28 protein-coding genes are annotated in these 23,657 nt (G+C 57.6%); 12 read left to right on the top strand and 16 right to left on the bottom strand.

All coding sequences use genetic code 11. From position 1 onward, the window contains the following. Positions 1-21: 21 nt before the first annotated feature. Both HBUT_RS01480 and HBUT_RS01475 read left to right on the top strand, forming a co-directional pair. Positions 22-570, top strand: coding sequence for a DUF4129 domain-containing protein (locus tag HBUT_RS01480; protein ID WP_011821470.1), 549 nt, complete (start codon positions 22-24; stop codon positions 568-570). After that, positions 539-1,570, top strand: coding sequence for a hypothetical protein (locus HBUT_RS01475; protein WP_011821469.1), 1,032 nt, complete (start codon positions 539-541; stop codon positions 1,568-1,570). The genes HBUT_RS01480 and HBUT_RS01475 overlap by 32 nt, the downstream gene beginning before the upstream one ends. Here HBUT_RS01475 and HBUT_RS01470 read toward each other — a convergent pair. Together HBUT_RS01470 and HBUT_RS08805 are read right to left on the bottom strand one after the other, a co-directional pair. After that, positions 1,533-2,321: a hypothetical protein gene (locus HBUT_RS01470; protein ID WP_048061378.1), complete on the bottom strand. Its 789-nt coding sequence runs from the start codon at positions 2,319-2,321 to the stop codon at positions 1,533-1,535. The genes HBUT_RS01475 and HBUT_RS01470 overlap by 38 nt on opposite strands. A 55-nt stretch (positions 2,322-2,376) precedes the next feature. Then, positions 2,377-2,892: an ABC transporter gene (locus tag HBUT_RS08805; protein ID WP_011821467.1), complete on the bottom strand. Its 516-nt coding sequence runs from the start codon at positions 2,890-2,892 to the stop codon at positions 2,377-2,379. A gap of 268 nt (positions 2,893-3,160) precedes the next feature. Here HBUT_RS08805 and HBUT_RS01460 point away from each other — a divergent pair, with 268 nt between their 5' ends. Next, positions 3,161-3,883, top strand: a complete 723-nt coding sequence (locus tag HBUT_RS01460) for an MBL fold metallo-hydrolase (protein WP_011821466.1) — start codon at positions 3,161-3,163, stop codon at positions 3,881-3,883. A 233-nt stretch (positions 3,884-4,116) separates the two neighbouring features. Here HBUT_RS01460 and HBUT_RS01455 read toward each other — a convergent pair whose 3' ends face one another. Continuing rightward, positions 4,117-5,019 carry an MBL fold metallo-hydrolase gene (locus HBUT_RS01455; protein WP_011821465.1) on the bottom strand — a complete coding sequence of 301 codons (903 nt, stop codon included), beginning with the start codon at positions 5,017-5,019 and terminating at the stop codon, positions 4,117-4,119. A 180-nt stretch (positions 5,020-5,199) separates the two neighbouring features. On the opposite strand from HBUT_RS01455, the gene HBUT_RS01450 reads away from it, so the two are divergent. Beyond that, positions 5,200-6,255: a radical SAM protein gene (locus tag HBUT_RS01450; RefSeq protein WP_011821464.1), complete on the top strand. Its 1,056-nt coding sequence runs from the start codon at positions 5,200-5,202 to the stop codon at positions 6,253-6,255. Positions 6,256-6,314: 59 nt separating this feature from the next. Here HBUT_RS01450 and HBUT_RS01445 read toward each other — a convergent pair whose 3' ends face one another. Together HBUT_RS01445 and HBUT_RS01440 are read right to left on the bottom strand one after the other, a co-directional pair. Then, a complete protein-coding gene (locus HBUT_RS01445; RefSeq protein WP_011821463.1) occupies positions 6,315-6,893 on the bottom strand; it encodes a 50S ribosomal protein L11 methyltransferase in 579 nt (192 codons plus the stop codon). 65 nt (positions 6,894-6,958) lie between these two features. Then, complete coding sequence (locus tag HBUT_RS01440; protein WP_153801352.1) at positions 6,959-7,423, bottom strand: hypothetical protein; 465 nt, start codon at positions 7,421-7,423, stop codon at positions 6,959-6,961. A gap of 909 nt (positions 7,424-8,332) precedes the next feature. Here HBUT_RS01440 and HBUT_RS01430 point away from each other — a divergent pair. Together HBUT_RS01430 and HBUT_RS08800 are read left to right on the top strand one after the other, a co-directional pair. Then, on the top strand, positions 8,333-9,112 hold the full coding sequence (locus HBUT_RS01430) for a metallophosphoesterase (RefSeq protein WP_011821461.1): 780 nt from the start codon (positions 8,333-8,335) through the stop codon (positions 9,110-9,112). A 93-nt stretch (positions 9,113-9,205) separates the two neighbouring features. Beyond that, positions 9,206-9,631, top strand: a complete 426-nt coding sequence (locus HBUT_RS08800) for a hypothetical protein (protein WP_011821459.1) — start codon at positions 9,206-9,208, stop codon at positions 9,629-9,631. Here HBUT_RS08800 and arcC read toward each other — a convergent pair. Next, positions 9,628-10,593 carry a carbamate kinase gene (gene arcC, locus HBUT_RS01420; protein ID WP_011821458.1) on the bottom strand — a complete coding sequence of 322 codons (966 nt, stop codon included), beginning with the start codon at positions 10,591-10,593 and terminating at the stop codon, positions 9,628-9,630. The two genes, HBUT_RS08800 and arcC, sit on opposite strands and share 4 nt — an antisense overlap. A gap of 191 nt (positions 10,594-10,784) precedes the next feature. On the opposite strand from arcC, the gene HBUT_RS01415 reads away from it, so the two are divergent. Next, positions 10,785-12,158, top strand: a complete 1,374-nt coding sequence (locus tag HBUT_RS01415) for an MFS transporter (RefSeq protein ID WP_048061375.1) — start codon at positions 10,785-10,787, stop codon at positions 12,156-12,158. Positions 12,159-12,179: 21 nt separating this feature from the next. Here the strand turns inward: HBUT_RS01415 and HBUT_RS01410 are convergent, their stop codons facing one another. The 4 genes from HBUT_RS01410 to vapB all read right to left on the bottom strand — a co-directional run bounded on the left by HBUT_RS01410 (position 12,180) and on the right by vapB (position 14,009). Further along, entirely contained in the window at positions 12,180-12,524 is a 345-nt protein-coding gene (locus tag HBUT_RS01410; RefSeq protein WP_228546749.1) for a hypothetical protein, read from the bottom strand. Next, entirely contained in the window at positions 12,505-13,233 is a 729-nt protein-coding gene (locus HBUT_RS01405) for an endonuclease III domain-containing protein (protein WP_011821455.1), read from the bottom strand. The genes HBUT_RS01410 and HBUT_RS01405 overlap by 20 nt, the downstream gene beginning before the upstream one ends. A gap of 145 nt (positions 13,234-13,378) precedes the next feature. After that, positions 13,379-13,513 (bottom strand): type II toxin-antitoxin system VapC family toxin, encoded by a 135-nt coding sequence (locus HBUT_RS09680; RefSeq protein ID WP_194840486.1) that lies wholly within the window; start codon positions 13,511-13,513, stop codon positions 13,379-13,381. 274 nt (positions 13,514-13,787) lie between these two features. Next, positions 13,788-14,009: a type II toxin-antitoxin system VapB family antitoxin gene (gene vapB, locus HBUT_RS01400; protein ID WP_228546748.1), complete on the bottom strand. Its 222-nt coding sequence runs from the start codon at positions 14,007-14,009 to the stop codon at positions 13,788-13,790. A gap of 230 nt (positions 14,010-14,239) precedes the next feature. On the opposite strand from vapB, the gene HBUT_RS01395 reads away from it, so the two are divergent. Beyond that, complete coding sequence (locus HBUT_RS01395) at positions 14,240-15,142, top strand: ArsA family ATPase (protein ID WP_011821454.1); 903 nt, start codon at positions 14,240-14,242, stop codon at positions 15,140-15,142. A 133-nt stretch (positions 15,143-15,275) separates the two neighbouring features. Here the strand turns inward: HBUT_RS01395 and HBUT_RS01390 are convergent, their stop codons facing one another. Next, positions 15,276-15,617: a twin-arginine translocase TatA/TatE family subunit gene (locus HBUT_RS01390; protein WP_011821453.1), complete on the bottom strand. Its 342-nt coding sequence runs from the start codon at positions 15,615-15,617 to the stop codon at positions 15,276-15,278. A 128-nt stretch (positions 15,618-15,745) separates the two neighbouring features. On the opposite strand from HBUT_RS01390, the gene HBUT_RS01385 reads away from it, so the two are divergent. After that, positions 15,746-16,258 (top strand): hypothetical protein, encoded by a 513-nt coding sequence (locus HBUT_RS01385; protein WP_011821452.1) that lies wholly within the window; start codon positions 15,746-15,748, stop codon positions 16,256-16,258. Here the strand turns inward: HBUT_RS01385 and cyaB are convergent. Together cyaB and pyrD are read right to left on the bottom strand one after the other, a co-directional pair. Then, positions 16,227-16,808 carry a class IV adenylate cyclase gene (cyaB, locus tag HBUT_RS01380; RefSeq protein ID WP_011821451.1) on the bottom strand — a complete coding sequence of 194 codons (582 nt, stop codon included), beginning with the start codon at positions 16,806-16,808 and terminating at the stop codon, positions 16,227-16,229. The genes HBUT_RS01385 and cyaB overlap by 32 nt on opposite strands. 4 nt (positions 16,809-16,812) lie before the next feature. Continuing rightward, positions 16,813-17,721: a dihydroorotate dehydrogenase PyrD gene (gene pyrD / locus HBUT_RS01375; RefSeq protein WP_011821450.1), complete on the bottom strand. Its 909-nt coding sequence runs from the start codon at positions 17,719-17,721 to the stop codon at positions 16,813-16,815. A gap of 131 nt (positions 17,722-17,852) precedes the next feature. Between pyrD and HBUT_RS01370 the strand changes: the two genes are divergently transcribed. Next, on the top strand, positions 17,853-18,326 hold the full coding sequence (locus HBUT_RS01370) for a SixA phosphatase family protein (RefSeq protein ID WP_228546773.1): 474 nt from the start codon (positions 17,853-17,855) through the stop codon (positions 18,324-18,326). Here the strand turns inward: HBUT_RS01370 and HBUT_RS01365 are convergent. Both HBUT_RS01365 and HBUT_RS01360 read right to left on the bottom strand, forming a co-directional pair. Next, positions 18,277-19,218, bottom strand: a complete 942-nt coding sequence (locus tag HBUT_RS01365; RefSeq protein WP_052287731.1) for an ABC transporter ATP-binding protein — start codon at positions 19,216-19,218, stop codon at positions 18,277-18,279. The two genes, HBUT_RS01370 and HBUT_RS01365, sit on opposite strands and share 50 nt — an antisense overlap. A gap of 51 nt (positions 19,219-19,269) precedes the next feature. Further along, positions 19,270-19,656 carry a hypothetical protein gene (locus HBUT_RS01360; protein WP_048061373.1) on the bottom strand — a complete coding sequence of 129 codons (387 nt, stop codon included), beginning with the start codon at positions 19,654-19,656 and terminating at the stop codon, positions 19,270-19,272. A 171-nt stretch (positions 19,657-19,827) separates the two neighbouring features. Here HBUT_RS01360 and HBUT_RS01355 point away from each other — a divergent pair, with 171 nt between their 5' ends. Further along, on the top strand, positions 19,828-20,436 hold the full coding sequence (locus tag HBUT_RS01355; RefSeq protein WP_052287730.1) for a metallophosphoesterase family protein: 609 nt from the start codon (positions 19,828-19,830) through the stop codon (positions 20,434-20,436). Between the two features lie 225 nt (positions 20,437-20,661). Here HBUT_RS01355 and HBUT_RS01350 read toward each other — a convergent pair whose 3' ends face one another. Then, positions 20,662-21,699 (bottom strand): radical SAM/SPASM domain-containing protein, encoded by a 1,038-nt coding sequence (locus HBUT_RS01350; protein WP_011821445.1) that lies wholly within the window; start codon positions 21,697-21,699, stop codon positions 20,662-20,664. A 214-nt stretch (positions 21,700-21,913) separates the two neighbouring features. Here HBUT_RS01350 and HBUT_RS01345 point away from each other — a divergent pair, with 214 nt between their 5' ends. After that, positions 21,914-23,425 (top strand): hypothetical protein, encoded by a 1,512-nt coding sequence (locus HBUT_RS01345; protein ID WP_011821444.1) that lies wholly within the window; start codon positions 21,914-21,916, stop codon positions 23,423-23,425. Positions 23,426-23,657: the final 232 nt, after the last annotated feature.

Here is a 23,657-nt window from a genome sequence, read left to right as displayed (position 1 = left end):
GGGGCCCTGCGGCGAACAATCATGCCCGGGATTGAGACCCCTCACCACTACATTCCAGACCTCCTACAGCAACAGCCAGCAGCACCCACGAGCTTCGTGCCGGGCAACGCGTCGGCAGTGCAGCCCGAGACAACAGGTGTAGCTGTACAGTATGCCGGCGGCGGGAGTGGTATGGATCCGTGGCTAGCTGGGCTCATAGCCCTCGTGGTTGGCCTCGCTGTGGTGGCGCTTCTCCTCGTAGTATCCAGGCTCTCTGCGCGCACAACACAGCTTCCGGAGGCTGGCATGCCGCAACCACGTAGCACATACATGGTCCCGCCGGGCTACAGGTATGAGGGGCTGAGGCTCGAGCTGAGGCGGGCCTACTTGCGGGTGCTCGAGGCTCTCCGTAGGCACGGGCTCTACCTGCCGCATGGCGCTACTGCGGGTGAGGTGGGCGAGGCTGCTAGGAGGCACGGGTTGGGGTCTGCTGCCCGGGTGGCAAGGTTATACCGGGACCACATGTACTCGAGGCGCGGCCCGCCGCGTGGTGTAGTTGATGAGGCTTGGAGGCTGGCTAGAGAGCTATAGGCTCCTATTCCTCGCCCTCCTAGCCATTACCGGTGTCCTCGGACTCGCCAGTGTAGGCCTCGAGGCCCGTGTAACCTCGATACTCTCCACGAGCCCGGAGAACAGCTTCCTCACAGGCTCAAGCAGCTTCTACAACGAGCTAGCTGCCCGCTATCCGGTCCAGCTCGGGGGCCCCGAGACCATCCAGCCAGGCTGGTGTACAACATACCTTCTCATCGGGCCCGACAAGCCCATCAAGCACGGGGAGGCGGCGTGGCTTGCAGAGCTGTACCGGGAGGGGAGGGTCTCGATGCTCATTGCAGACGAGACAGGTAATGCTAACCCATTACTCGAGGTCCTCGGAGCTGGCCGCATAGCAGGCCTGGTGGCCGCGAAGCCGAGTACAACCCCGCATCCCTACATGGTTCTCGTAAACTGTAATGGCACGCTGATAGTCTCGTCGAAGGTTGCGAGAGTTGAGCCTGGACCTGGCAGTGTCCCGGTTTGCTGGGCACTCACCGCGGATGGGTGGGTGCCAATCGCAGTAGTCTACGAGAATAACGGATCGAGGTTGCTCGTTGTCGGGGACTCCAGCATTTTCGCAAACTTCCTATTCAACGGCTACGACGGGCTCCCGTCAACGCACAGTCTGGCCATGAGCCTCGTGGGAATGGTTGCTAGGCGTGGTTGTACAATCGTTTACGATGTGGCCCACTACGAGTACGCAAGGCTCGACGTATCAGCGCTCACTTTTGTCGTCTCGAGGCTACTCGCAGTACTACCAGCAGCACTAGCCTCCAAGCTATCCGACCTGGGAGGCTTTGCACCACTAGCAGCAGCTGCAGCTGTGGTTGTAGCTGCACTCCTAGCCCTAGGCTCGCCAGTAGAACCGGGAGCGCCTCCAGAGCCTGTCGGGCTTAGACAAATAAGAGAGAACACCAGGCTCATATTATCAGAGCTTACTGGCGATGCATATGGTGAGCCTAGAGGGGCCCAACCTCCTCCACAGAGACGCTCTTAGACCGGCGTACCAGCACCACGGAGGCAGCGGTCATCAGTGCTAGCCAGGTCGCTGTCGAGACTGCTACGAGTAGCGGGTCTACGGGCTTGAAGCCAGTGTGTGGCCAGGTAGCGGTCCACTCTAGGATACCGCTTGCTGGTGGCGTCTCCCCGCTTGCATAACCTATGGCCAGTGCCACAAGCCCAGAGGCCGGGTAGATGTAGCCAATGCTATTGCCCACGTCCACGAAGAGCGCGGCGTAGGGGATAAACGATAGCAGCGGGGGCAGCATGACTAGTGCATGCTTAAACCTAGAGTAGCCAGCTGCCAGCGCTGCAAATCCCAGCATTACTGCCAGCAAGTAGTAGAAGATGCCGAGCACCACGAGTACTGCTAGGAGCCCGAACGGGTTCTCGGGCACTACGAGGATGCCGTAGCGCTGCCAGGCGAGGAGCACAGTCGAGACTATTATCGTGGAGGCAGTGGCTACGAGGGCTGTAATGCTTGAGGCGAGATCCTCCACCACGAACAGCTTAGAGTTGAGCCTGGTAAACCTTGTCACGTACCTTATTACGGCTGAGGCGTATGGTATGGCAGAGGCCAGGCTTGTAGCAGTAGAGCCCATCGATATGAAGCCAAGGCTAGCATACATCGTGGACACGTAGCTCTCGACGGCGTAGCGGTACCATGGCTCACCCCTCTTCTCCAGCAGCCAGCCCCAAAGATATAAACGGCCATCACGACCCAGAATAGCACGAAGAGTATAGCCCATACTATCACAGCGGGGTTTAGGAGTACGCTCCTAACCTTGTAAACCAAGTATAGTGTCAACTAGCTGCACTCCCCGCAAACAGCTCATATACACGGTCTAGGGTGAGTATCTCAGAGACCGGGCGGCCCTCGCCAGACTCTACGAAGCTCACTGAGCCCTCCCCCGTCTCCACTACGAGGAGAGCGTCAGCCCTCCTCCCCGCCACAATCCTGGCCTTAGCTAGTCTTGAGGCCTCTACGGGGCCGTAGAGCCTTCCCGAGAACATTATGTAGACGCTCCAGTCGCGTAGCTGGTTCAGCACCCATGTCTCATGAGTGCTTAGCACTAGGGTGCCCTGGTAGCTGCGGAGCCGGCGGAGCATCCTGAGCTTCCTAGCCGGGTCAAGCTGCTCGAATGGCTCGTCGAGGAGCACGTTAGAGGTTTTCGAGGCTAGCGCGGCAGCTGTAGTATAGGCCTTGAGCTGGCCGGCAGAGAGTTGCCATGGCTTGCGCCTCTGGAGAAGCACCGGCTCGAGCCCCAGATCCCTCAACACCTCCAGAGCGGTGTCAATGTCGCCACCGAGGAGATCCATGTAGAGCACCAGCAGATCGTAGGCACTGAGGCCTAGCAGGCGGTATACCTAGGGAAGGTTTGTCGCTAGAAGCCCCATGGCGCCGTCGGCTCTCTCGGCGTCAACACAGTCTACGAGAACTGGTAGAATGTATGACTCCCTTGGCTGGCCTGCCACAAGCCATATTGTGTTTATAGCCCCAGCGCTAGCCGTGCACCCACCATAAACTACTACGGTGGAGTCCCAGACACAAACCCGGACAGGTGTGCTGGAAGATGGGGGGACCCGGATGGAGGCTGGTAGCGTGGAGTGGGTTAAGCTCACCGTGCTCGTAGACAATAACGACTGGGACGGGTTTAGGGGCGCCTGGGGCATTGCAATACTAGTAGAGACCCCGAAGAAGCTGATTCTCTTCGACACAGGGCCCTCGCCAACAGTGCTACGCGCCAATGCGGAGAAGGCCGGGGTAAACCTTTCCAACATAGACATTGTGGTGTTTAGTCACTTTCACAGAGACCACACCGGCGGCTATTGGGCAATCCTACTCGACAACCCTGGCGTGGAGAGCTATGGGCCACCGGGCACCCCTGCAGATAACATAGTGCTCAACACCACCGTGATAGCGCCAGGCATAATCCTCCTAGAGCCCCTCTACGGCCCACCATGGGAGTCAGCACTAGCAATCAACGTATCAGGTTATGGCGTGGTGCTCCTCGTTGGCTGTAGCCATACAGGCGTAGACCGCCTAGTAGAAGAGGCAATAGATGTCCTCGGAGAACCAGTAAGATTCGTCATCGGCGGCTTCCACACGCTTGGGGCACCCATCGGGGACAACATGAGGATCGTCTCTAGGCTCCGCGAGCTCGGCGTAGAGAAGGCAGCCCCAATACACTGCAGCGGGGACATTATAAAGAGGGTGATAGGGGAAATGTACCCCGACATGCTCATAGAAGCCCACGTAGGTACAGTGATACTTGTAGACAGCAGCGGCCCCCGCATACTCCAGGGCTAGGAGCAGCCGGCTAGCGATGGAAATAGCGAAAACACCTAGGCAGCAGTGCAGAGGTGCATGATGCTAATGTATGGATAGTGTCAGCTAGGCCAGAAGCTGCACAAGTACAGAGGAGGGCATAGCTGGCCAGCGTAAGGCTCCAAGCTAGGCGAAATAGATCTTGGAGATGTGGTGTGTGACGGACAGTCCCGGCTTGGGGGATCCCGTAACGTATCTCGGCTGCGTTGCGCAGCTCAGAGCTGCTTCGGCTTCCACACAACGCCCTCATCGCTAGCTATGGGTTCCACCTTGCCTTCTTCGTGGAGCCAGGCTAGTATGGAGTGTATTGCTGTTCTGTTGAGCATCAACTGTCTCGGCGTGGGCTCCACGGCTGAGAGATCCCTGGTAGCCATAACTGTGAGCTTCTCCACGGTTGCTCCACCCATTTCCCTTATCTTGTCTAGCACGTAGTTGTAGACTCTCTCGACCGCGGCCATGTTGGCCTCGACCATGGAACGTGCTCTGCTGCCGCCAGCTACCGGACCGTGGCCTGGTACTATGGTGTAACCCGCCTCGGCTAGCTCACGGAGGGTTGGCAGCCTCTCATACCACTCGCGGAGGTTGCTGGCGAAGGGTATGCCGAACCTAGACAACACTTTCTCGCCGAGAACAGCGTCGCCAGCAGCCGCGATGTGGTCCTCCTCTAGCAGTATCCCTGTGTGACCTGGAGTGTGGCCGTGAAGGTCGAGAGTCTTCATCCCTGCTGGCAGCTGGTGGCCCCAGTCAAACGGCGAGGTAACGCCAAGGGTCACCAGCGGCATGGAGGCAAGTTCAGCCGTTACGAGGCCACTGTAGACTAGCAAGAACCTAGCCTCCATGCTCTCCACTAGCGGTACACAATACCGGTGAGCATACACCTCCACACCAGGCCTTACAAGCTCCAGGCCAGCTGCAAGATGGTCTGTGTGTCCGTGCGTAAGCACTATGCCCGCTAGCTCGGCTCTAAGTCTCCCCAGAGCCTCCGCGATGGCCGCAGTCCTTCCATCCCCTATACCTGGATCAACAACGTAAGCCTTGTCGTTGTCGAGCACTATGAGGGTGTTAGGACTTCCCGGTAGAAGGTAGACCCGGTTGCTGAGCTTCTGCAGCTGAGCCAAGCCGAGGACACCACCATGGGCAGCGAGCGTGAGGAGTAGAAAATAGGCCTTGCCCTTCTCCGTCTGCCTGCTAGCTATGCACTGCCTGCCCTCGCTGCATCAATTTAAGGGTGGAACCGGCACGTCCTCCCGTAGGCCTGCAAGGAGGTCCTATTATCATTGTGGGGTGTGCCTGGGGCTGTGAGGGAGGTTGTTGAGGCGCTAGGTCTGCGGCTTTGGGGCCGTGTGTGGGGCCGCCCAGTATACCTCGTCACCGAGCCCCTACCCCTCATCGGCGTAATACAGTTCGGTGTAATAGACCGTGGCACTAACGTGCTTCAAGTGCGCCCTACCACGATCTGTCCGCTGAGCTGTATTTTCTGCAGTGTAGATGCAGGGCCTCGGAGCAGGTGGCGCCAGGCAGAGTACATAGTGGAGCCCGAGTGGCTGGCAGGGTGGGTCCACAAGGTAGCAGTTGAGAAGGGCGTACACGTCGAGGCACTAATAGACGGTGTTGGTGACCCATTCGCCTACCCCTGGCTGCCAAGACTCGTGAAGTTACTGAAAGAGACTGGTGTCGTCAGAAGTGTAGCTGCTGAAACGCACGGGGAGACCCTCACAAAGGAGCTTATCGGCAAACTCGAGGAAGCAGGGCTGGACCGGGTAAACCTAAGCATAGAGAGCCTCAACCCCGAGAAAGCTAGGAAGCTTGCCGGCACCCCCTGGTACGACGTCCGGAGGGTTATTGAGCTAGCAGAGTACATAGCTAGGGAGACCAGTATAGACCTACACGTAACCCCAGTCTGGCTCCCCGGGATAAACGATGACGATATAGTGGAGATCGTCAAGTGGGCATACAGGATCGGTGCCGGGAAGAAGTGGCCGCCGGTAACAATCCAGAAGTATATCAGGCACCGCTACGGCAGGCACCCGCCAGGCGTGAGGGAGATACCCTGGAACAAGTTCTGGGAGAAGATGAAGAGGCTGGAGGAGGAGCTAGGAGTAAGGCTAACATGGAGCATGGATGAGTGGGGCATGAGGTATGCGCCACGTGTACGGCATCCAATACGGGCGGGTCAGCGTGTAAAGCTGGTAGTTGCAGGGCCTGGCTGGCTGAGGGGCGAGAAGCTCGCAGTGACGATGGACCGGCAGCGCCTCGTAACAATAGTGGCAGCCAAGGGCCTGGAGCCTGGCGACATCGTATTGGCACGCATAATCCGCGATAAGGACGGGATATTCATAGCTAAAGTGGTATAGTGCGGCACACGGGGCTGGTACCGGGGGCACAGCCAGACCTGCAAGTCGGCACTACGCTGTTATTGTTTCGATCTTGCTGTACAAATCTTCCTACATGTAAGCGCTGTGAGCTGTGAAGTTGCTGCCCCCAATTCTATGCCTCGACGTGCCCAATGTGTATCACTAATTCCTATCACGTAGACATGGATTGTTCGGAGTATGTCTGATTCGTCGCGGAGCCTTCGCACTCTCACGGGGAGCCAGCCAGGCACAGGGAAGTCTATCGTTACAACCCTCGCACCTGGTTCCAGCTCCTCTTCGAGCTTCGGCCTTAGCTGCTCGTTTATGCTCTTGTAGAGGTATAGGAAAACCAGTGTGGCACCGCGGAGGCTAACATTGAAGAAGCTATCCTCGATAATCTCGACACGGTCAGCAACACCCTCCATTCTAGCCTTGGCTTTTGACACCTCGACCAGCGCCGGGTCGATCTCCACACCCACAGCCTTCTCTACACAGAAGTCCCTGGCAGCGATAACGACTACTCTGCCGTCGCCGGAGCCAAGGTCGTAGACGACATCGCATGGCCCGGCCCATGCAGCCTCCAATGCAGCATAGACAACGCTTACCGGCGTCGGTATCCAGGGTGCCAGCTTAGCCAAGGCTCTCCTACCCTATCACACCCTCCCTAACACCGGGTATGCTTCCTCCCGTCATCACGCAGCCGTTACCTGGCGGGCGATATCTTGCTAGTGGTGTATAGCGGCGTATCCAGCACCATACTAATACACGTGTCTCCACTTGTCAGCACTGCACGGTACTCCTTCACCCTAACATCTAGGGGGTAGAGTAGCGAGCCTATCTTGGCGTAGACGCCCTTAATTATACAGTGCAGCTCTAGCTGGCTATAACGGTAGCTCACGGTGCCATTAATGATTATTCTCGCATTGTAGGCCTGAAATGTGGTGCCGTTAACCTCCACAGTACCTGTTGGCGATACCATTACACTAGTTATTTTGCTAAGCTGGCGGATAGCCTTGTAAAGTTGCTGGACAGACTCGGCGGGCATTACGCCCCGGTACTCGCCTACGTCAAACGTCTTGAAGTATAGCTGGGCTTTCCTGCTTGAGAACCTGGCATCGAGAATTAAGAGGGTGGTTGTGTTCTTCTCTGTTACAAACTTGTACTCCATCTTTACCAGGATAGGCACTCATGATTTGGTATCGAAAATGGACTTCACATACTCCTCATATATCGTCTTGGGATCCATGAATTCTTTGGAGTGTGTAGTACTGATGAACTCGTACTCAAGCCTATCGCCATACTTGATCCTGTATGTGTTATAGAGGAAGCCGGGGGTATGAGGGAATGGTGGTGTTCTCCCTAACAACTATCATGTAGGATAGGCATCTGACTATAATCTCCCGATGATATGTCATATTGTTCACATGTGCATTCATGACGTAGCATGTTTTATTTGAAGCTGTCCCTTCTCCGGCTAGGGCTTCTGGAGCCGGGGAGAAGAAGGGTAACAGTGTGTCGGTATATGCTGTGAATGAGTTTATGCTTGCTAAGTCATAGCTAGGTATTAGCAGGGGTTCAGTATGGAGATTAGCTACTGTCATTGCAACAAAATTGAGTATTGTCGTCTCTGTTACTGGTTCGATTTATATGTTCCCTTTCACAGAGGCCCTGTCTATGGAATGGCTCAACACTACCCCAGCTACTAGGCTGGTAGCCAAGCGGGAAACAACATAGTCCTTCACAGCATCGTGTATTGCTATGCTTCTCCTTCTCTGCGGCTATTAGGCCGGTGCTAGTGCCCGCAAGAAGAGTAAAGGCGAATAGTACCAGGGCGGCAGCAGCGTAGGCTGCCGGTCTCACGGCGCCATACGCCTCCGAGAAATAATGCACTTAGGGCTTGTAGCTGAAAACGTTTCGGAGAAAACCCCGCTGTGTATTCTAAGGAAGACTCACGGGTGGGCCGCGGGCTCTGCCCCCGCTCCCCCGTAAGCCCCTCGGTCATTGGGGCCGTATCGGCCCCCTTGTGGATGCGCGGGCGGATTCCCCCGCGGCCCACAACAATAGAGTGATGGTGACTATGGCCTTGCTGGAGATAGCGCCGGGTGTCGAGGTTGTTGGTGACCTACCGGCAGTGTATGTTAGGAGGCTGAATGCGCTGGTAGTAGCGGATTTGCATCTAGGGTTTGAGGAGGAGGCTGCCCGGCAGGGCTACTTTATCCCGCGTGTCCAGCTGCTCCGTAGCCTCGATGTTGTTCGGAGGGGGCTCAACGAAACCGGGGCTGAATGGGTGATATTCGCCGGCGACGTCAAGCATAGCTTCTCCAGGTTGCTGCCGAGCGAGAGGGAGGAGCTGTCCCGTCTCTTCCAGTTCCTCCGGGAGGAGCGGAGGGTCCGGGTTACAGTTGTAAGGGGCAACCATGATAACTACTTGCCGATAGTTGCTGAAAGGTATGGCGTAGAGGTGGTCAAGGAGCTATACCAGGACGGGATCCTAGTAGTGCATGGCCACCGGAAACCCGAGGGCGACTATCCCGGCAGGGTCGAGGTAGTCATTATGGGGCATGAGCACCCGAGTCTGAGGCTGCGAGACCGGCTAGGCTTCATTGCCAAGCTCCCCGCGTTCCTCGTGGCGCCCTACCCAAGGCTCCAGGCGGCCCTTGTCGTGTTGCCCGCCGTGGGCCAGTATCAGACTGGTACTAGCGTCACCCTCTCTCCCGACACGTATCTCTCCCCGATACTCCGGGAGGAGGTCGACCTACGTAAAGTGAAACCCTACGTTCTAGCCGAGGAGCTTGGCGTCCTCGAGTTCCCCGAGCTGGAGCTGCTAGAGGACCTCCTCGCGGAGGTTAAACTCTAGCCAAGGTATTACTGGGGCGCTGCCCGTCTTACAGTCTCCAAGACCAGCATCTCTGTGGGTAGCAGGGTTCTAGCGCGGGGTGTACACCTAGCCTTGTCCGTGGAGGGAGAGACCAGGCCCCGTATAGCCCTCATAGAGCCCGAGCCAGGCGCCATAGCTAGGGAGGAGCTGCTAGAGGAGAGGGTTGCCAAGACCGAGAGGAGGCTGAGGGAGGTCTGGGAGGGCCTGGAGAAGGTTGAAAAGGAAGTCGAGGAGTTCTCCGGCGTGCTGAGGCTCTTCGAGGGACGCGTCGCCGGGCTGGAAGAGTTCAAGCGTGCAGCAGAAATGGTTGGAAGCTGGAAACTCCAAACATGCATATACCAGTCCCGCGGCATCTGCATACTATGGAGGCTCAGTAGGGAGGCAGCCGAGAGGCTCGGCATGGACATAGTCGTCGAAGACGAGGGGATTTACCGGGTTAAGGTGAGCGCTGCGCCCTGGTTCTGCGCGCTATGCCCTCTATACCAGAGGAACGCCTAGCCGGGGACAATCCTTGTACCTTTTTCGCCACGCGCCACTGCTAACGCGTTGTCAAGGCTCCCTATGGCGGCGAAGTATCCCTCACCCATAGCCTCTACGAACTCTATTGCAGCTTGCACCTTTGGACCCATACTGCCTGGAGGGAAGTGTCCCTCCTCTAGCAGCCTACGGGCCTCCGACGCCTTTAGCAACTTTAGCGGCTGCTGGTTCGGCTTACCATAGTTTAGGTAGACGTAGTCGACATCAGTGAGTATTATGAGGGCTCTAGCTCTGAGGCTCTGGGCGAGGAGGCTCGAGGCCAGATCCTTGTCTATCACAGCCTCCACGCCACGTAGGCGACCGTCACTGCTTACCACTGGTATGCCACCGCCACCAACTGTTATCACTATGAAGCCTTGCTCGATAAGCCTCTTCACAGCCTCTATCTCCACGACACGGAGCGGCTTGGGGCTCGGCACTACGCGGCGATAGCCACCCCTGGGGTCCGGCTTGAAGACCCAGCCGGTCTCCTTGGCTATCCTCTCAGCTTCCTCCCTCGAGTAGTATGGGCCCACGTACTTTGTCGGGTTCTGGAATGCAGGGTCGTTGCGGTCTACGAGGACCTGGGAGACGAGCGTGACTACGCGACGGGGCATGCCGCGGCGCTCCAGCTCGTTACCTATGGCTTGCTGGAGCATGTAGCCCAGCCAGCCCTGCGTCATGGCTCCAGCGATGTCGAGTGTCAACCTTTCCACGGGCCGACCGTAGTAGTGGTGTACCCAGTTAACTATGAGGCCCACCTGGGGCCCATTACCGTGGGTTACCACTATCCTGTAGCCCTGCTCGATGAGGTCAACCAGCTGTCGAGCCGCTTTCTCCACATTGTGCCACTGGGCCTCAACGCCCTCGCCCTTCTTCATGAACGCGTTGCCGCCCAGTGCTATTACGTAGAGGTCGTTGGGGGTGGGGGTGGCTGAAGCCAAGCTCTACACCATGGAGTTCCAGTGGATTCACCAGTTATAAATAGTGGGCTACTGGTTCTCCAATGGTTTTCCCACCCCCAAACAGTACCACGCATAGCCAAAACCAATGTATAGGGGGTACTGCAGCGTAGCCCCGAGCCGGGCATTGCTCAGAAACCGATATGTCAGCGCTGCAGTGGGTGCTTGCTAGTATGCATGGCGAGAGGCTGCTCTCCCGCAACGTTGCCGGCATCATACTCATATCGTTCCTCGTAACCGTGGGGTTTGGAGCTGTAAACCTCATCGTCCCATACTATATTCTAGCTCTGAAAGGCTTGCTTGTAGAGCTGCCAGAGAAGCTTGGCACGGTGCGGGCTGAAAGGGCTGCACTAGAGATAGGCGCTATGGCCTCAGCATTCATGGCCACCAGAGCCCTCTTCGCAGCTGCTTCGGGCTGGCTTAGCGACCGCGTCGGCAGAAAGCCGTTGATAGTCACGGGCATGTCCCTCTACACGGTGCTCGGTATACTCTATGCTCTAACCACAGCAGAGTGGCAGCTCATAGTCCTCCGCGCAGTGCAGGGTGTAGCATCGGCACTTGTTTGGCCTGTAGCCGAGGCACTGCTAATGGATACTGTGGCTCCGGGGCTGCGCACTAGGACGCTAAGCCTATACATCATATCCGCGAACGTGGGCCAGGTGGTGGGTCCCCTCATAGGCTCAGCAGCCTACGAGGCCAGTAAGAGGCTTCTCGAGGGTCACCCCGTCGTAGACATCTTCCGTGCCCCCTTCATACTGATAACAATTGCTACGCTACCAGCGGTAGCCGTGGCGGCAACGCTGAAGGAGGCCGTTGCCTCTACTGCGAGGACGGCAAGTGAGAAGGCTATGGAGATGTTTCGAGGCGGTCTACGCGAGCTACCAAGCCCTGTCAAGAGGGCGCTAACAGCCTTCTACGCTAACGGCCTGCTAAACGGCATAGCAATGGGCATAATGACAAGCATAATGATAGTCTACATCATAGACTTCATAGCCAAGGAGCCAACAAAGGTTGCAGCCGCAATGAGTATTGCGGGGTTAGCTGGCTTACTGGTATCCTATCCAGTCGCCCACATAGCGGATAAACTATCCGACACGGATAGGAAGAGACTCCTAATAGCGAGCTATGCCCTGGCACGGCTACTACTAGCAACCATAGGGTTCATAAGGAGCTACCCATTATTCATAGCTGTGGCTGCGGCACTCAGCATATTGATGAACATAACTATGCCGCTCCTCCGCTCTATACAGGCAGGCCTAATACCATCAAGGCTCCGTGGAAGAGTATTCGGGCTCCAGCAAGCATTCTTCAACCTTGGAATGGTGGCTGGGCCCCTCATAGGCGCCTACATCTACCGGAGATACTACACGGTAGAGATAGTGGCAGGGGTAACTGGGGCACAGGCAGCATTCATCTTCGCAGCTGTGCTGGGCCTGGCGGGCATAACACTCCTAACGCTATACTACAACCCAGCCGCCATAGCGAAAGCCTGGACCCTCCACAGAAGCCGCAGCGAGCTAGGAGCCGCAGCAACGGCGGAAAAGTAGCCTCGATGCCCCTCGCAGTAATTAGCTATGACTCTCCACCAGCTCTGCCGACCCCCAAACCTCCATTGCCTCGGCGAGCACCTCCTTCTCGGGCCTATTGGTTTCGACCAGCTGCCACTCCGCGTAGCCCAGCTTACGCTCCCTCTTGGAGAGCCTCTGGGCCTTCAGCTCTACCGCCCTCCTCGTTGGGTGCAGAGCTACCATCGCATACGCTCTGACGATCCCGGCTACGGCTGCCTCGTGGAGTATTATCTTCTGGTCGCAGAGTTCGATTATTAGCCTGGCGTGCATGTGGCCCTCCGGTATGAAGGCTACGACGCGCTTTACGCACTCGTTCGGGTAGAGCCTAGCCCTCTCCTCCATCATTCCTCCCCGTGCTGCAGCCGCGGGGGTAGGGGCATATGTCGCGTAGAGGGCACACGTCGCAGCGGGGGTTGCGTGCTCGGCAGTAGGTTCTACCCAGCGCTATGAGGAGCCGGTGTGCATTCTCGCTGCGCTCTGGCCCGAAGAACTCTAGGAGGGCCCGTGAGGTCTCGTCGTAGCCCGCCTTCTCGCCGACGAGTCCCCATCTCTTCGCGATACGTGCGGCATGAGTATCCACCGCGAAGACTGGCGCTTTCCGGACAAGCTGGAGAAACACGTCAGCAGTCTTCTTGCCGACACCGGGTATCGATAGGAGGAACTCTCTCAGCTCCCTCCAGGGCATCTCCAGGAGTACCTTCTCGCCGCCAGCCTCGAGGATGCGGCGGGCAGCCTCCCGGAGCGCCCTAGCCTTCTGCCTTGCCAGCCCAGCCGGCCTAATAGCCTCGATAAGCCTGTCCTCCGGCGCCGAAAGCACGGCCTCCGGGGATACGCCAACCATCTCGCGGAGCTGCAGGTAGGCCCGGATAGAGTTCCTGTCGCTAGTATTCTGGCTCAGTATGATCCCTGCAAGCACAGCGAACGGGTGCTCCCGCGCATCATACTCGAACGCGACCAGAGCCACGTAGTCGCGCCAGTCCACACGGAGACTACGCTGGAGCCTCTCGAAAACCTCGCAGCCCGAAGCATAGTTGGCAATACTGCACCCAGCCATAATCTCCTACACCCTCACAGCTATACAGTCCAAGTACATCCATAACGCTAGCCCTAGACGTGGATGTTGTGGATAATACATCTTTCCCGAAGATAGGGCTACAAACCCCTAGCGGCGTAGCGTAAGCCTATCCAGCTCGGCACTGCTACTCTACCAGGTAGACCTTAATGCCGTTCCGGGAAGCTATCTCTGCCTGCTTTCTATCACTTGTAAGGAGTTCCCCTTTCCTTCGGGCCTGAGCGATATATAATGCGTCGTAGAGGGTTACCCCGTACTCCAAAGCTATCTGCTATTGCCTCAAGCAGATAGTCCGTCTCGGGCTCCAAGACTATGACTCCCGTCTCAACAAGCTTTAGGAGCTTCCCGTAAAGCCTCATAGCCTTGGCAGCATCTATGACTCACCTGATGACAGTGCTTCCATATTGCGTTTCCAACCTCCTTCAACACATGGTCAACCGACGCAAGAGGCCTCTTGCTCTTGATATACTCGCCTACCTGTTCCCAGTCCTCCTCGTGGAGCACATACTTAGCCAGACCAGAGGCATCAATGACTATCACGATCCTCCCTCACATACCCTAAAGCTGTGCCCCGAGGAACCTGTGGAAGGGATTTTCACAGTCTCCTCAAGCTCACGGATAGCTTCTAGCTGTTCATACTCGCGTACACGCTCCTCAAGAAACCTTCTAACCTCCTCGCTCCAGTTCACCTTGCCACGGAGCCGGTCCATCCTCTCCTTTAGCTCCCTCGGTATACGGAACGATACGGTAACACTCATCGCCTACCCGTCGTAATACATTCAATGTACTACGTGTATATTTAGCTCTTGTGATGCACTGAATGAAAGACAGTCGTAACAACAGCAATGCCAGTAGATCCAAGATCGAGTATTATCCCATTAGGGCATGAGGCTTCTAGCAAGACGCTGACTCGTCTCCTGCAGCAATGATTTTGTAGTGTTCTTCGTGTATATCCGGCTGGTGTGGTTGACTGCCCTTAGTCGTCAGTTTGTGGAGTAAGGGTGGTACGGGTAAGTCTACGGTTGCTGCTGCGCTAGCCCTGCACCTCGCAGGGAAGGGGTACCGCGTGCTAGCCGTGTCCACGGATGCGGCGCCTGCCCTTGGGCTCCTGCTTTGCGGCAGGTCTGGCGTGAAGTGGGAGGAGTGCAGCGGGGTTACAGTATTCGAGGTTTCGGAGGAGGATGTGAAGAGGTTCTGGATTGAGCGCTTCGGCGACGAGGTCTACGAGGTTCTGAGCAGCTTCCTGCCGGTGGGCCGCGAAGTCGTGGACTATGTTGCTGGTGCGCCGGGAATAGCTGACCAGTACATGCTCTACCTCGTCTACAGCATTGCAGCCGAGAGAAGCGATGCTGACATAATCGTCTGGGACACGGCTGCAGCTGGGAGCAGCTTGCGCCTGCTAAGGGTGGAGTACGAGCTCTACAGCCACCTGGGCGACGCTGCTAGGATGTACCTAAGGATACGCAGTGCGCTCGAGAAGTTGAAGCGCCGCGAGCCGCGCCGGGATCCGCTACGCCTCATCGAGGAGTGGAGACTCCTCGCCAGGGGGATACTCGACATGCTCCAGGGCCCCATTCACCGCCTAGTGCTTGTCACTAGCCCGGACCGGCTCTCAGCAGCGATCACGAGGAGCCTACTCGGCGAGTTCCGGAGCCACGGCATAGAGCCGCGGGCACTGATAGCAAACATGATCGTAAACCCAACAGTCTGCCCCATATGCAGGCCATGGCTTGAAGAGCACCAGGAGCAAATGGAGGCCCTCAGGGAGCTAGAAGAGCTAGGCCTACCCGTATGTAAGGTGCCCCGGCTCTCGAGGAGGCCGCGCGCTCCCCGCGAGTTAGAGGAGCTGGCTAGCCACCTGGCTCCATGCACTAGCAAGATACTGGGCTAGCTAGAAATCCTTCCCAGGACAGTGTGTCTTCCAGCACACCACGCAGTCACGGTAAGCGGCTCTATTGGGAGGCTTGAAGACAATCGTAAAACGGGGTCCGGCTTATGGGGCTTTGAGCCGAGGCTGTGTAGTGCTAGGTCTTTCGCACGTCTAGCTCGTCGAGTAGGCCTCTCCTCTTTGCCTCCTTGACTATCTCCTCTACTAGCTGGCTCCTACTCTTGTTCTCGGTACTGATGCCGAGTTTCTCAGCTATCCTCCTCAAGGTCTCATCGTCTACGCTGCTTAGAGTCTCCCCGGTCTTCCGTGCCTGCTTGTCCTCCCTCTCTGCTGAGCCCTGGGAGGCCTTCTTGAACTCGTAGAGTGCTTGTCCCAGGCCGCGGGCTAGCTGTGGCAGCTTCGTCGGCCCCCATATGAGTAGGACCACGAGGAGTAGTATGATTAGTATCTCCGGGCCCTGGAAGACTCCTCCTAACACTCCTCTCCACGCCCCCGTGTGGAGAGTGGATGCGAGGCTTAGTTTTGTTATGCTCCGCAGAGCCGCTACTCCGAGAGGGCTGCCGAGGAAGCTCTTGCACCAGATGCTGATAAGGTCGGTGTAGCGCCATGACAAGCTATGGGCTTGGAGGCTTGGAGATCCGGGTTGAGGGTGTAGAGGGCTTGGACAGCCTTTTAGCCCCCTTGGCGCTAGGTGGTATAGTATTTGCGCTTATCCTAGCTCTTATAGTTCTGCTGGCCTACCTGGTTGCGAGGGTGGCATCTATGTTTCGATTCGATAGCCACGAGTACACCGTGGACATGCCTGTCGAGAAGGCTCGGAGGCGTCTTGGCGACCTGCTGAGGTTCCGGGGGCTCAACGTTGTCGAGGAAGGGGGGCGCATTGTCGTAGACGACATTATACGCATTGTGCTCACGCTACGGGGCGAGGAGAGCGGCGAGACGAGAATCTTTTACTATGCCGAGGCCAAGACATGGCTTGTGGTAGCCGCGATACTGCTGCTCATAATCCACGTAGCACTTAGCCTTGCTGTGGGCCTCATAGCTTACTTGAAATACGATGATGCTCGTAAGGCAGTAAGGGCTGCTCTCAGTGAGCTCGGAACCCGCCAGGTCTACTAGCTCCACCTGCATATTTTTCCAGGAGGAGCTCCAGATACGACTTCACCGTCTTAGGCTTGGATTCCAGGCCTAACCTAGACTCTATGGCTTTAACCGTATCCACCGCCTTCGAGGGGTCGCTGCCACGGTACTCTATCTCAACGAAGCAGCCGAGCCCCTCAACCTCGTCGAGCGATACCACTGCGAGGCCTGGGAGGCTATAGTATCGCCTCCTCTTCCGCACCGTGGCTACCGGCTTGAAGCCTAGCTTTTCGAGTATTCGGGCCATAGCCGCCCCACTGTCCACAGTTACGGTGTACTCTTCCCTCTCCTTTGCCCCCTCCACAACCCTCTTGGGCCCCTTATAGGTTAGCTCTACCCTTCCCCGGGCTACCCGAAGCCTCAGAGCCTCATCGGTCTCCGCAAAGTCTCGGCAGGGGTGCTGGTAGTAGGTGTCCTCCTCGTAAACCTCCGCCTCGAGCGTTGCCCCTAGCTCGCGGAGCCTCTCTTCAACAGCTGCTAGCTCCTCGCAGCTGCCCAGAACTATCTTTTCCTCGAATTCTCGGGCCAAGACTCTAGTCCCGGTGGGCGGCCCCCACTAGCTCCTCTATAGACTCTACGCCCACCTCCTCCATGTACCTCTCTAGTCCTTGGACTATCTCTCCGATGACTCTCAGCCCGCGGGTTACTAGTGCTGTGCCCACCTGTACAGCGCGGGCTCCAGCAAGCACCAGCTCGGCTGCTGTCCTCCAGTCCTCTACGCCTCCAGCGCCTATGATGTCTATCCGGTACTCTCTGTAGACCTCGTAGATTGCTCTAACAGCAACTGGATGTATTGCTGGGCCTGAGAGGCCTCCGACAAGGTTGCCCAGGACCGGCTTCATAGCATACACGTCTATCATCATTGCAGGCAATGTGTTTATCAGTGTGACAGCTCTCGCCCCAGCCTCAAGCGCCTTCCCCACTGCCTCCACGAGTCGGTCAACGTAGCCCAGCTTAGCTATGACCGGTATACGCGTCACTGAGGCAGTTGCAGAGACGACGGAGTAGACCAGCCTCGGCTCAATGCCTATCTCTCTCCCCATGCCCTTGGCATGGGGGCAGCTGAGGTTGACCTCGATGGCATCGGCGCCAGCCTCTTCGGCTGCAGATGCTAGACGGGAGAACTCGTCCTCTGACGACCCGGCAATGCTCACCACCACGGGGAGCCCAGCCCGCCTAGCCTCCTCCACAACAACCGATATACCGTCTATGCCGGGGTTTGAAAGGCCAACAGCATTGAGGAGCCCATAGGGTAGCGGGACAGCTATTGGAGTAGGGTAGCCCTCCCGTGGTTCCACGGTAAACGACTTCGTCACGACAGCCGATACACCAGCATCCACTAGGAGCTTAACGCCCTCTGGGTGAGAGCCCAGGATGCCGCTAGCATTCATAACAGGGTGCCTCAGTGTCAGCCCCGCAACCCTCACAGCAAGCCCAGCCACAGGGGGAGCCCCTCCACGCTCCTGTGCGCCACATACCCAGGGAGTGTTGTGGACGTACTTAGCCCCAGAGCCTAGCCTGTAAAACCCCTCTACATAGCGTTGCGTACTCTGGGGTGGCTAGAGTCTTGGCTGTGTATATATTTATGAGGCATGGAGAGGCTGTGGGAGTGGATGTTGCTGGTAGCGATGAGGAGCGTTGGCTCACCGAGAGAGGTCGAGAGGATGTGGAGCTTGTCGCGATGCTTCTCCCCGTGCGCCCCCGCGTAGTCTACTCGAGTCCTCTCCGCAGAGCTCGTGAGACCGCGGAGATAGTTGCAAGGCTCTACGGTGCCAAGGTTACTGTTGCCGAGCAGCTGGAGCCCGGCAGGTTTAGCGTCGAAGCCCTGCAAGAACTGGGGCCTGAGCCTGACTCGGTGCTGGTGGGCCATGCGCCGAGTATGTGGCGTGTAGTCTCAGCCCTTATCGGTGGTGGGGATGTCGTAATACCTGCTGGCGGTGCAGCCATTGTCGAGGCCGAGGAGCTGGAGAGGGGTATGGCTAGGCTCCTGGAGCTTGTTACGCCGCGCGCGGCGAGGACAGCACTTGAGACGATTTGCCCACGATGAGCGCTATGTAGGCCTCCTCTAGGCTCAGTGTCCTCCTCACAGCCGAGTACACCTTTACACCACCCTCAACAAGTGCTGCTATGGCTTCTGCTGCCTCCTCGCGGGAACCTAGCCTCAGCTTGACACGGCCCGCGTAGGTGCTTGTCTTATACCCCTTCGAGGCTAGCAGCTTGGCAGCCCGGGCGACATCATCAACCTCCACTTCGAGTACCACCCCGCCACCTATCCTGGAGCGTAGCTGGTCGAGGGAGCCTGTGTAGACTACGCTGCCCCGGTAGATCACCGTGACCTCCGTGGCTAGATCCTCCATCTCTCTCAGCAGGTGGCTGCTAAGGAGCACGCCTGCATCCCTGCCGAGCCTTGTTGCTAGCTGGCGGAGCTCTGCGACACCCTCCGGGTCGAGGCCGGTGAACGGCTCGTCTAGCACGTAGAGCTCTCTCGGCTGCAGGATGGCCTGGGCAACGTAGAGCCTCTTCCTCATACCCTTACTCATCGCCTTGACTCGGAGCCTCCTAGCCTCCCAGAGGCCAACCTCCTCCAGCGCCCTACGGGCCTCCCTCAACGCGTCACTCCTAGACAAGCCCTCCAACATGGCTAGCTCCACGAGCAACTCCTCAGCAGTATAGTTCTCCGGAAGCACCGGCATCTCGGCCACGTAGCCCATCAGCTTACGCAGCCGGTGAGCTCCCCGGGCTAGGAGGCTCTCGCCAAGGAAGACTATGTCCCCGGCATCGGGAACTGCCAGGCCGACAATACACTTCATAGTTGTGGTCTTCCCGGCACCGTTAGGCCCCACAAGCCCGTGAACGCCACGGGCAACCGAGAAGCCCACACCAGAAACCGCGACAAAGCGGCCATACCGCTTAATCAGGCCGCGAACCTCGAGTACCACGGGCAATCCAGCTCAAGCCCCAGAAGCTCCTGGGCGGGGTGTGGGCCTCATTTAGCTGGTAGCCCTCCTACGCCACCTCGCCAGGAGCTGAACAAGCCAGATCAATATGAGGCCCCCGGCAAGGCCTATGGCGAAGCTCTGCAACTCGCTGAATGGGTTGTCGCCGAGCAGCCACTCGCCGAGCTCATAGCCCGTAAAGAAGCTGGGGAACGCCACCCCATATACTGGAGAGAGGAGCTTCAGTAGGGGCACAACAAACCCTGCAAGGTAGTGGGATAGCCCGTAGCCCCCGCTGGAGGCGGAGGCCTCGATGCGAGACCAGAAGAGAAGCCTGGCAAGAGCGCCAGCTACAAGCCCCACCAGAAAGGCGTGGAGGGCCAGCCTAAGCCACGGCCTAAGCCTCATACCGGGACCGCCCAGCTGATACCTAAATTCCATCCTCCCCCTTATCCACCTAGTGCAGTAGCCGCTCCGAGGGCGCTCCCAGCGGAAACTAACATCTGCCGAAGTAGACTCCAGAGCCTAAACGGGAAGGAATGCCAGTCGTTGGTGCAGAACCAGCTGCCAGGTTTAACAGCCTATAGGGCCCGGGCTGGGAGTCACACTAACGTGGGAATTGGGGTGGCGAGGCTGAAGATACTCCACGTCTCCGACGTGCATTGCTCGGAGGCTATGCTCCGTAGGGCTCTGCGTGAGCTAGCCTACGACGTTGTAGTTGTCAGTGGCGATCTCGAGTGCCCGTCGCTGGTGGATATCCTAGGGGAGGCTGGCGGTGATGTTGTAGTTGTCACCGGTAACATGGACTCTGGATGGGTTAGGGAGGAGCTAGCGTCCAGGGGCTACCTGCTCGACGGCAGGACGCGGAGCATAGGGGGCCTTGTATTTGCTGGTATAGGCGGCATTGAGCCCTACGGGGACGCCGAGAAGCTCCGCGTGGAGGTGGACGAGAAGCTCTTGGACGTGTTGGTGTCGCACCACCCGCCATACGGTGTGCTGGACGAGTCAGCCTGGGGCGGGCACGGCGGCCTCCTAGTTATACGCAGGCTCGTGGAGGGGCTACAACCGCTTCTACACCTATTCGGCCACATACACGAAGCCCGGGGCCAGGCCAGGCTAGGAGCGACCCTAGCAGTAAACCCCGGCCCGCTAGTCCAGGGCTACTATGCAGTCATAGAGGTCTCAGACGGCAAGGTAGAGGCTAGGCTCGGCAAGCTATAGGGCGCGCAGTCTTATAGCCCAGAGCCACGCCCAACCATACACGGCCTCCTCGCCGGGTCGACACCGCCGAGTCCCGGCGGCCAGCCTGGATGAGCCCCGGCTGCGCGCCGGAACACACCCTTCCATGGTTCTCCACGCGGCTACCCCATGGCTATGGAGGCATGTCTTTGCTCAGAACTCATTAGGGCCAAGCGGGATGGGTGCATGGGTTCACAAGCGGTGACCCTAGGCTTTCGGTGTCCATGCAACAATGAGGGGGCATAGGGGGTCTCCGGCGTTTAGGTCGCCTCGTAGGAGTAGGGCTCGGGCGTAGCATCCACCCCGGCAGCTCCCCCTTAGCATGCATCTCTGGCAGGGCTCTGGCAGCCTCGGTGGGTTCTCCACGAGCTTGACTAGTGGGTGTCGCTCGTACTCCTCGACAGCTTTTCTCAGCCCCTGCCTGGAGGCGTCGGCGACCACTATGTCTAGGACGTCGCAGAGCAGCAGCCTCCCGGCGGGATCGATGTCTATTGTTGGGCTTAGCCTGCAGCTCCAGTAGTAGACCCTCCTCCTGGTGAGGAGTGGAGCGAATGGGGTGCACCAGAGCGAGAGGGGTAGCCCGAGCTCCTCGGCCCTTGCGGCTGCTGCTTTCACGGCTACACGATATTCTTCAATTCCTACATAGACTCTTGCCTCCCTCGCCCTCCCCACGGGCATTACGGGTATCAATGCGGCCTCTACAGCTCCGAGCCGGTAGGCTGCCTCCACGGCCTCAGCAGCATGGCGATAGTTTAGCCTGCTTACGGCCATAACGCTGCTGTACTCGACGCCAGCCTCCCGCAGGGTGGCTACGCCCTTCTCGAGCATTCGGAACGCTCCGGGACCCCTCATCCTGTCGTGGATCTCTGGCGGGCCGTCAACGCTCACTATTGCATGTGCCTCATGCCTAGCAAGCATTTCGGCGGCCTCCCTGCGAACCATCGTAGCGTTTGTTACCACGTGGTATGTCATACCGTGGTCTACGATCTCTCTGGCAAGCCGGGGGAAGTGTGGGTGTATCAGTGGTTCCCCACCCGTAAGCCCCACATGCTCGACACCAAGCTCAGCAATCTCCCTCACGAGGCGGAGCTTCTCCTCAAGGCTTAGCTCGCGGAGACCCCTCCACCGTGCAACATAGCAGTGGATGCAATCCAGGTTGCAGGCAGCAGTAAACACCCATATCACGTTCCTAACCCTAACCAAAGCCTCCAGCCTCCGACCAGCAACGAGCACCTCTAGGGGCACATCGGTAGGCCACGCTGGGTGGACCCCTAGCCCGTCGGATCACACGACTCTACACCCCTACCAGCTAATATACCGGCGTGAAGCCATGCCAAGGCCTCAGCATGACGGGAGGGGATTGCTGCAGGAGCTAATACAGTGGAGCGACATGGGTAGAGTTATAATCGTGGGATAACTGTGCAACACCCGGAGTAGATACGCAAAGGTGTATCCTGATATGCGTCTATGCACCGTGTCCAGGCTATTCTACGTGCTTGTACCCCTACTGCTACTCGCGGCCTCGGCAACAGCTGCGGCGATGCAGCCACATGAGACCATGACGTTTAACGTTGAAGAGTCGAGCCTCAAGATAATAGTGTACAGTGATGGTGCTGTACAGCCGGTCTATAGGCTGAAAGCTAGTATCATGATGCCCGAGGATACTGGGCTCACCGGAGAGCTAGTGGGACACTATGCTAGCAGCATTACGTGGGACAACTACGAGTCCAAGCTGACGTTATCCGGAACCCTGACCAGCAGGGAGGCTGGGGCCGAGCCAGCACTGATAGCGGTAGAGTTCTCTGGGGAAACCAGTAGCACCCATCTCAGCCTCACAGGCTACATGAAGGGTGTTAGCACCTCCGGTGAGGGCGATATAAGGATAGAGAAGCTTGACGTAAGAGTATCCGAGGACAAGAAGACCGCAACAGTGGATGCTGTGGTCTACCTAACACCGGCAGAGGACTTTGCAGGGACCGACATACCGTCGCCGGAGGAGATTAACGCGGCGTTACAGAGCCAGGGAGTAACGTACATCAAGATAGCCAGGCTGGTACATAGCATAGAGGGTGACACTGCGAGGATAGAGATCCAGGCAGTTATAGATGTTGAGAAGACCCTGGAGGAACTATCCAAGGGTCTGAGTAGCGAGGAGGCTGAGAGGCTAAAGCAGCTAGCGGGAGAGGATATAGACGTTTCCGGCACCTTCACCTTCAAGCTGGAGCTGCGAACCGAGGAGAATACGCTAAACCTAAACCTGGATTATGAGCAGAGACTTGTCGGCGAAGTAGAGAAGTACATCATGTTTTCCAAGGAGATGCAAATATTGATGTATAGGGCCTTGTCGCAGCTCTCAACAATGCAGCCGCCAGCTGGCATGGGTATGCCGCCAGAGCTACAAGTATTAACCATGATGCGAACAGCCCTAAGCGCCCCTGGCCCCGAAGCGATGCTCGTTGAGAAGCCGCCAAGCGATGCAAGCGCCGAAGTAAAGATCAGCATTGACAGCGATAGGATCCTCATAAGCGTCGACTACACTGGGCATAGGGTAGCAGTAGCAAAGCCCAGCGGAGACCCAGCTAGGGACGCTGAGAAGGCTCTAACAATCCTATCGACAATGTTTGCTAACTATCGGAAATTAATACTATTCCTCGCCGGGATGATGCCTGGGCTTGAACAGTTTATACCGCAGATGGTTGAGCTGGAACCCGCTGAGGGTGTAGAAGTCTCTGAGGAGAATGTAGCATTAGAGCAGCTCCCGCTAGTCACCGTGAAGGTCTCAGGGGAGGAGACGCCACCGCCACAGCAGCCCGAGGAGACGGCGCCGAGCCCAGCTCCCGAGCAGGAGCAGCCTACAAAGCCGGCTGAGGAGATTGGTGAAGCCAACAAGACGGTGTACCACGTAGCAGCAGCTATAGCCGCCATACTCGTAGCTATAGTGGCCGTAGTCCTCGTAAAGAGGGGCAGCTAAGGGAGGTATTCCACGCTAGATCATGTCCGTTATTGCATCCACTGGTTTTTCCTTACACCCCTCCGCGGGGACGGGTACAGCCTTCCGGCTCTACACTACACGTACCCCAGCATGGGGATGGCGCGTCGGCCAACTTGGCTAGAGTCATGGTTGGACTAACCGTTATTAGCTGCCTGTAGTCGTGGAAAACTGTTGAGCTGTGCAGCTGCCCTTTTGGGGTGGTACGTGGGGT

It is taken from the genome of Hyperthermus butylicus DSM 5456 (assembly GCF_000015145.1).
Lineage (GTDB): Archaea > Thermoproteota > Thermoprotei_A > Sulfolobales > Pyrodictiaceae > Hyperthermus > Hyperthermus butylicus.
The sequence above is the reverse complement of the archived record's forward strand: the minus strand, read 5'-3'. Positions and strand labels throughout refer to the sequence as shown.

What these genes read in the sequence shown, in the direction of transcription:
- HBUT_RS01460 (WP_011821466.1), top strand. Translation starts at nt 3,161, where the DNA reads ATGGAGGCTGGTAGCGTGGAGTGGGTTAAGCTCACCGTGCTCGTAGAC.
- HBUT_RS01470 (WP_048061378.1), bottom strand. Translation starts at nt 2,321, where the DNA reads ATGGGCTATACTCTTCGTGCTATTCTGGGTCGTGATGGCCGTTTATAT.
- vapB (WP_228546748.1), bottom strand. Translation starts at nt 14,009, where the DNA reads ATGAGTGTTACCGTATCGTTCCGTATACCGAGGGAGCTAAAGGAGAGG.
- HBUT_RS01360 (WP_048061373.1), bottom strand. Translation starts at nt 19,656, where the DNA reads ATGGAATTTAGGTATCAGCTGGGCGGTCCCGGTATGAGGCTTAGGCCG.
- HBUT_RS08805 (WP_011821467.1), bottom strand. Translation starts at nt 2,892, where the DNA reads ATGGATCTCCTCGGTGGCGACATTGACACCGCTCTGGAGGTGTTGAGG.
- HBUT_RS01345 (WP_011821444.1), top strand. Translation starts at nt 21,914, where the DNA reads ATGCGTCTATGCACCGTGTCCAGGCTATTCTACGTGCTTGTACCCCTA.
- HBUT_RS01385 (WP_011821452.1), top strand. Translation starts at nt 15,746, where the DNA reads ATGACAAGCTATGGGCTTGGAGGCTTGGAGATCCGGGTTGAGGGTGTA.
- HBUT_RS01480 (WP_011821470.1), top strand. Translation starts at nt 22, where the DNA reads ATGCCCGGGATTGAGACCCCTCACCACTACATTCCAGACCTCCTACAG.
- HBUT_RS01415 (WP_048061375.1), top strand. Translation starts at nt 10,785, where the DNA reads ATGCATGGCGAGAGGCTGCTCTCCCGCAACGTTGCCGGCATCATACTC.
- HBUT_RS01440 (WP_153801352.1), bottom strand. Translation starts at nt 7,423, where the DNA reads ATGGAGTACAAGTTTGTAACAGAGAAGAACACAACCACCCTCTTAATT.
- HBUT_RS01405 (WP_011821455.1), bottom strand. Translation starts at nt 13,233, where the DNA reads ATGGCTGGGTGCAGTATTGCCAACTATGCTTCGGGCTGCGAGGTTTTC.
- HBUT_RS01430 (WP_011821461.1), top strand. Translation starts at nt 8,333, where the DNA reads ATGGCCTTGCTGGAGATAGCGCCGGGTGTCGAGGTTGTTGGTGACCTA.
- HBUT_RS01475 (WP_011821469.1), top strand. Translation starts at nt 539, where the DNA reads ATGAGGCTTGGAGGCTGGCTAGAGAGCTATAGGCTCCTATTCCTCGCC.
- HBUT_RS01410 (WP_228546749.1), bottom strand. Translation starts at nt 12,524, where the DNA reads ATGATGGAGGAGAGGGCTAGGCTCTACCCGAACGAGTGCGTAAAGCGC.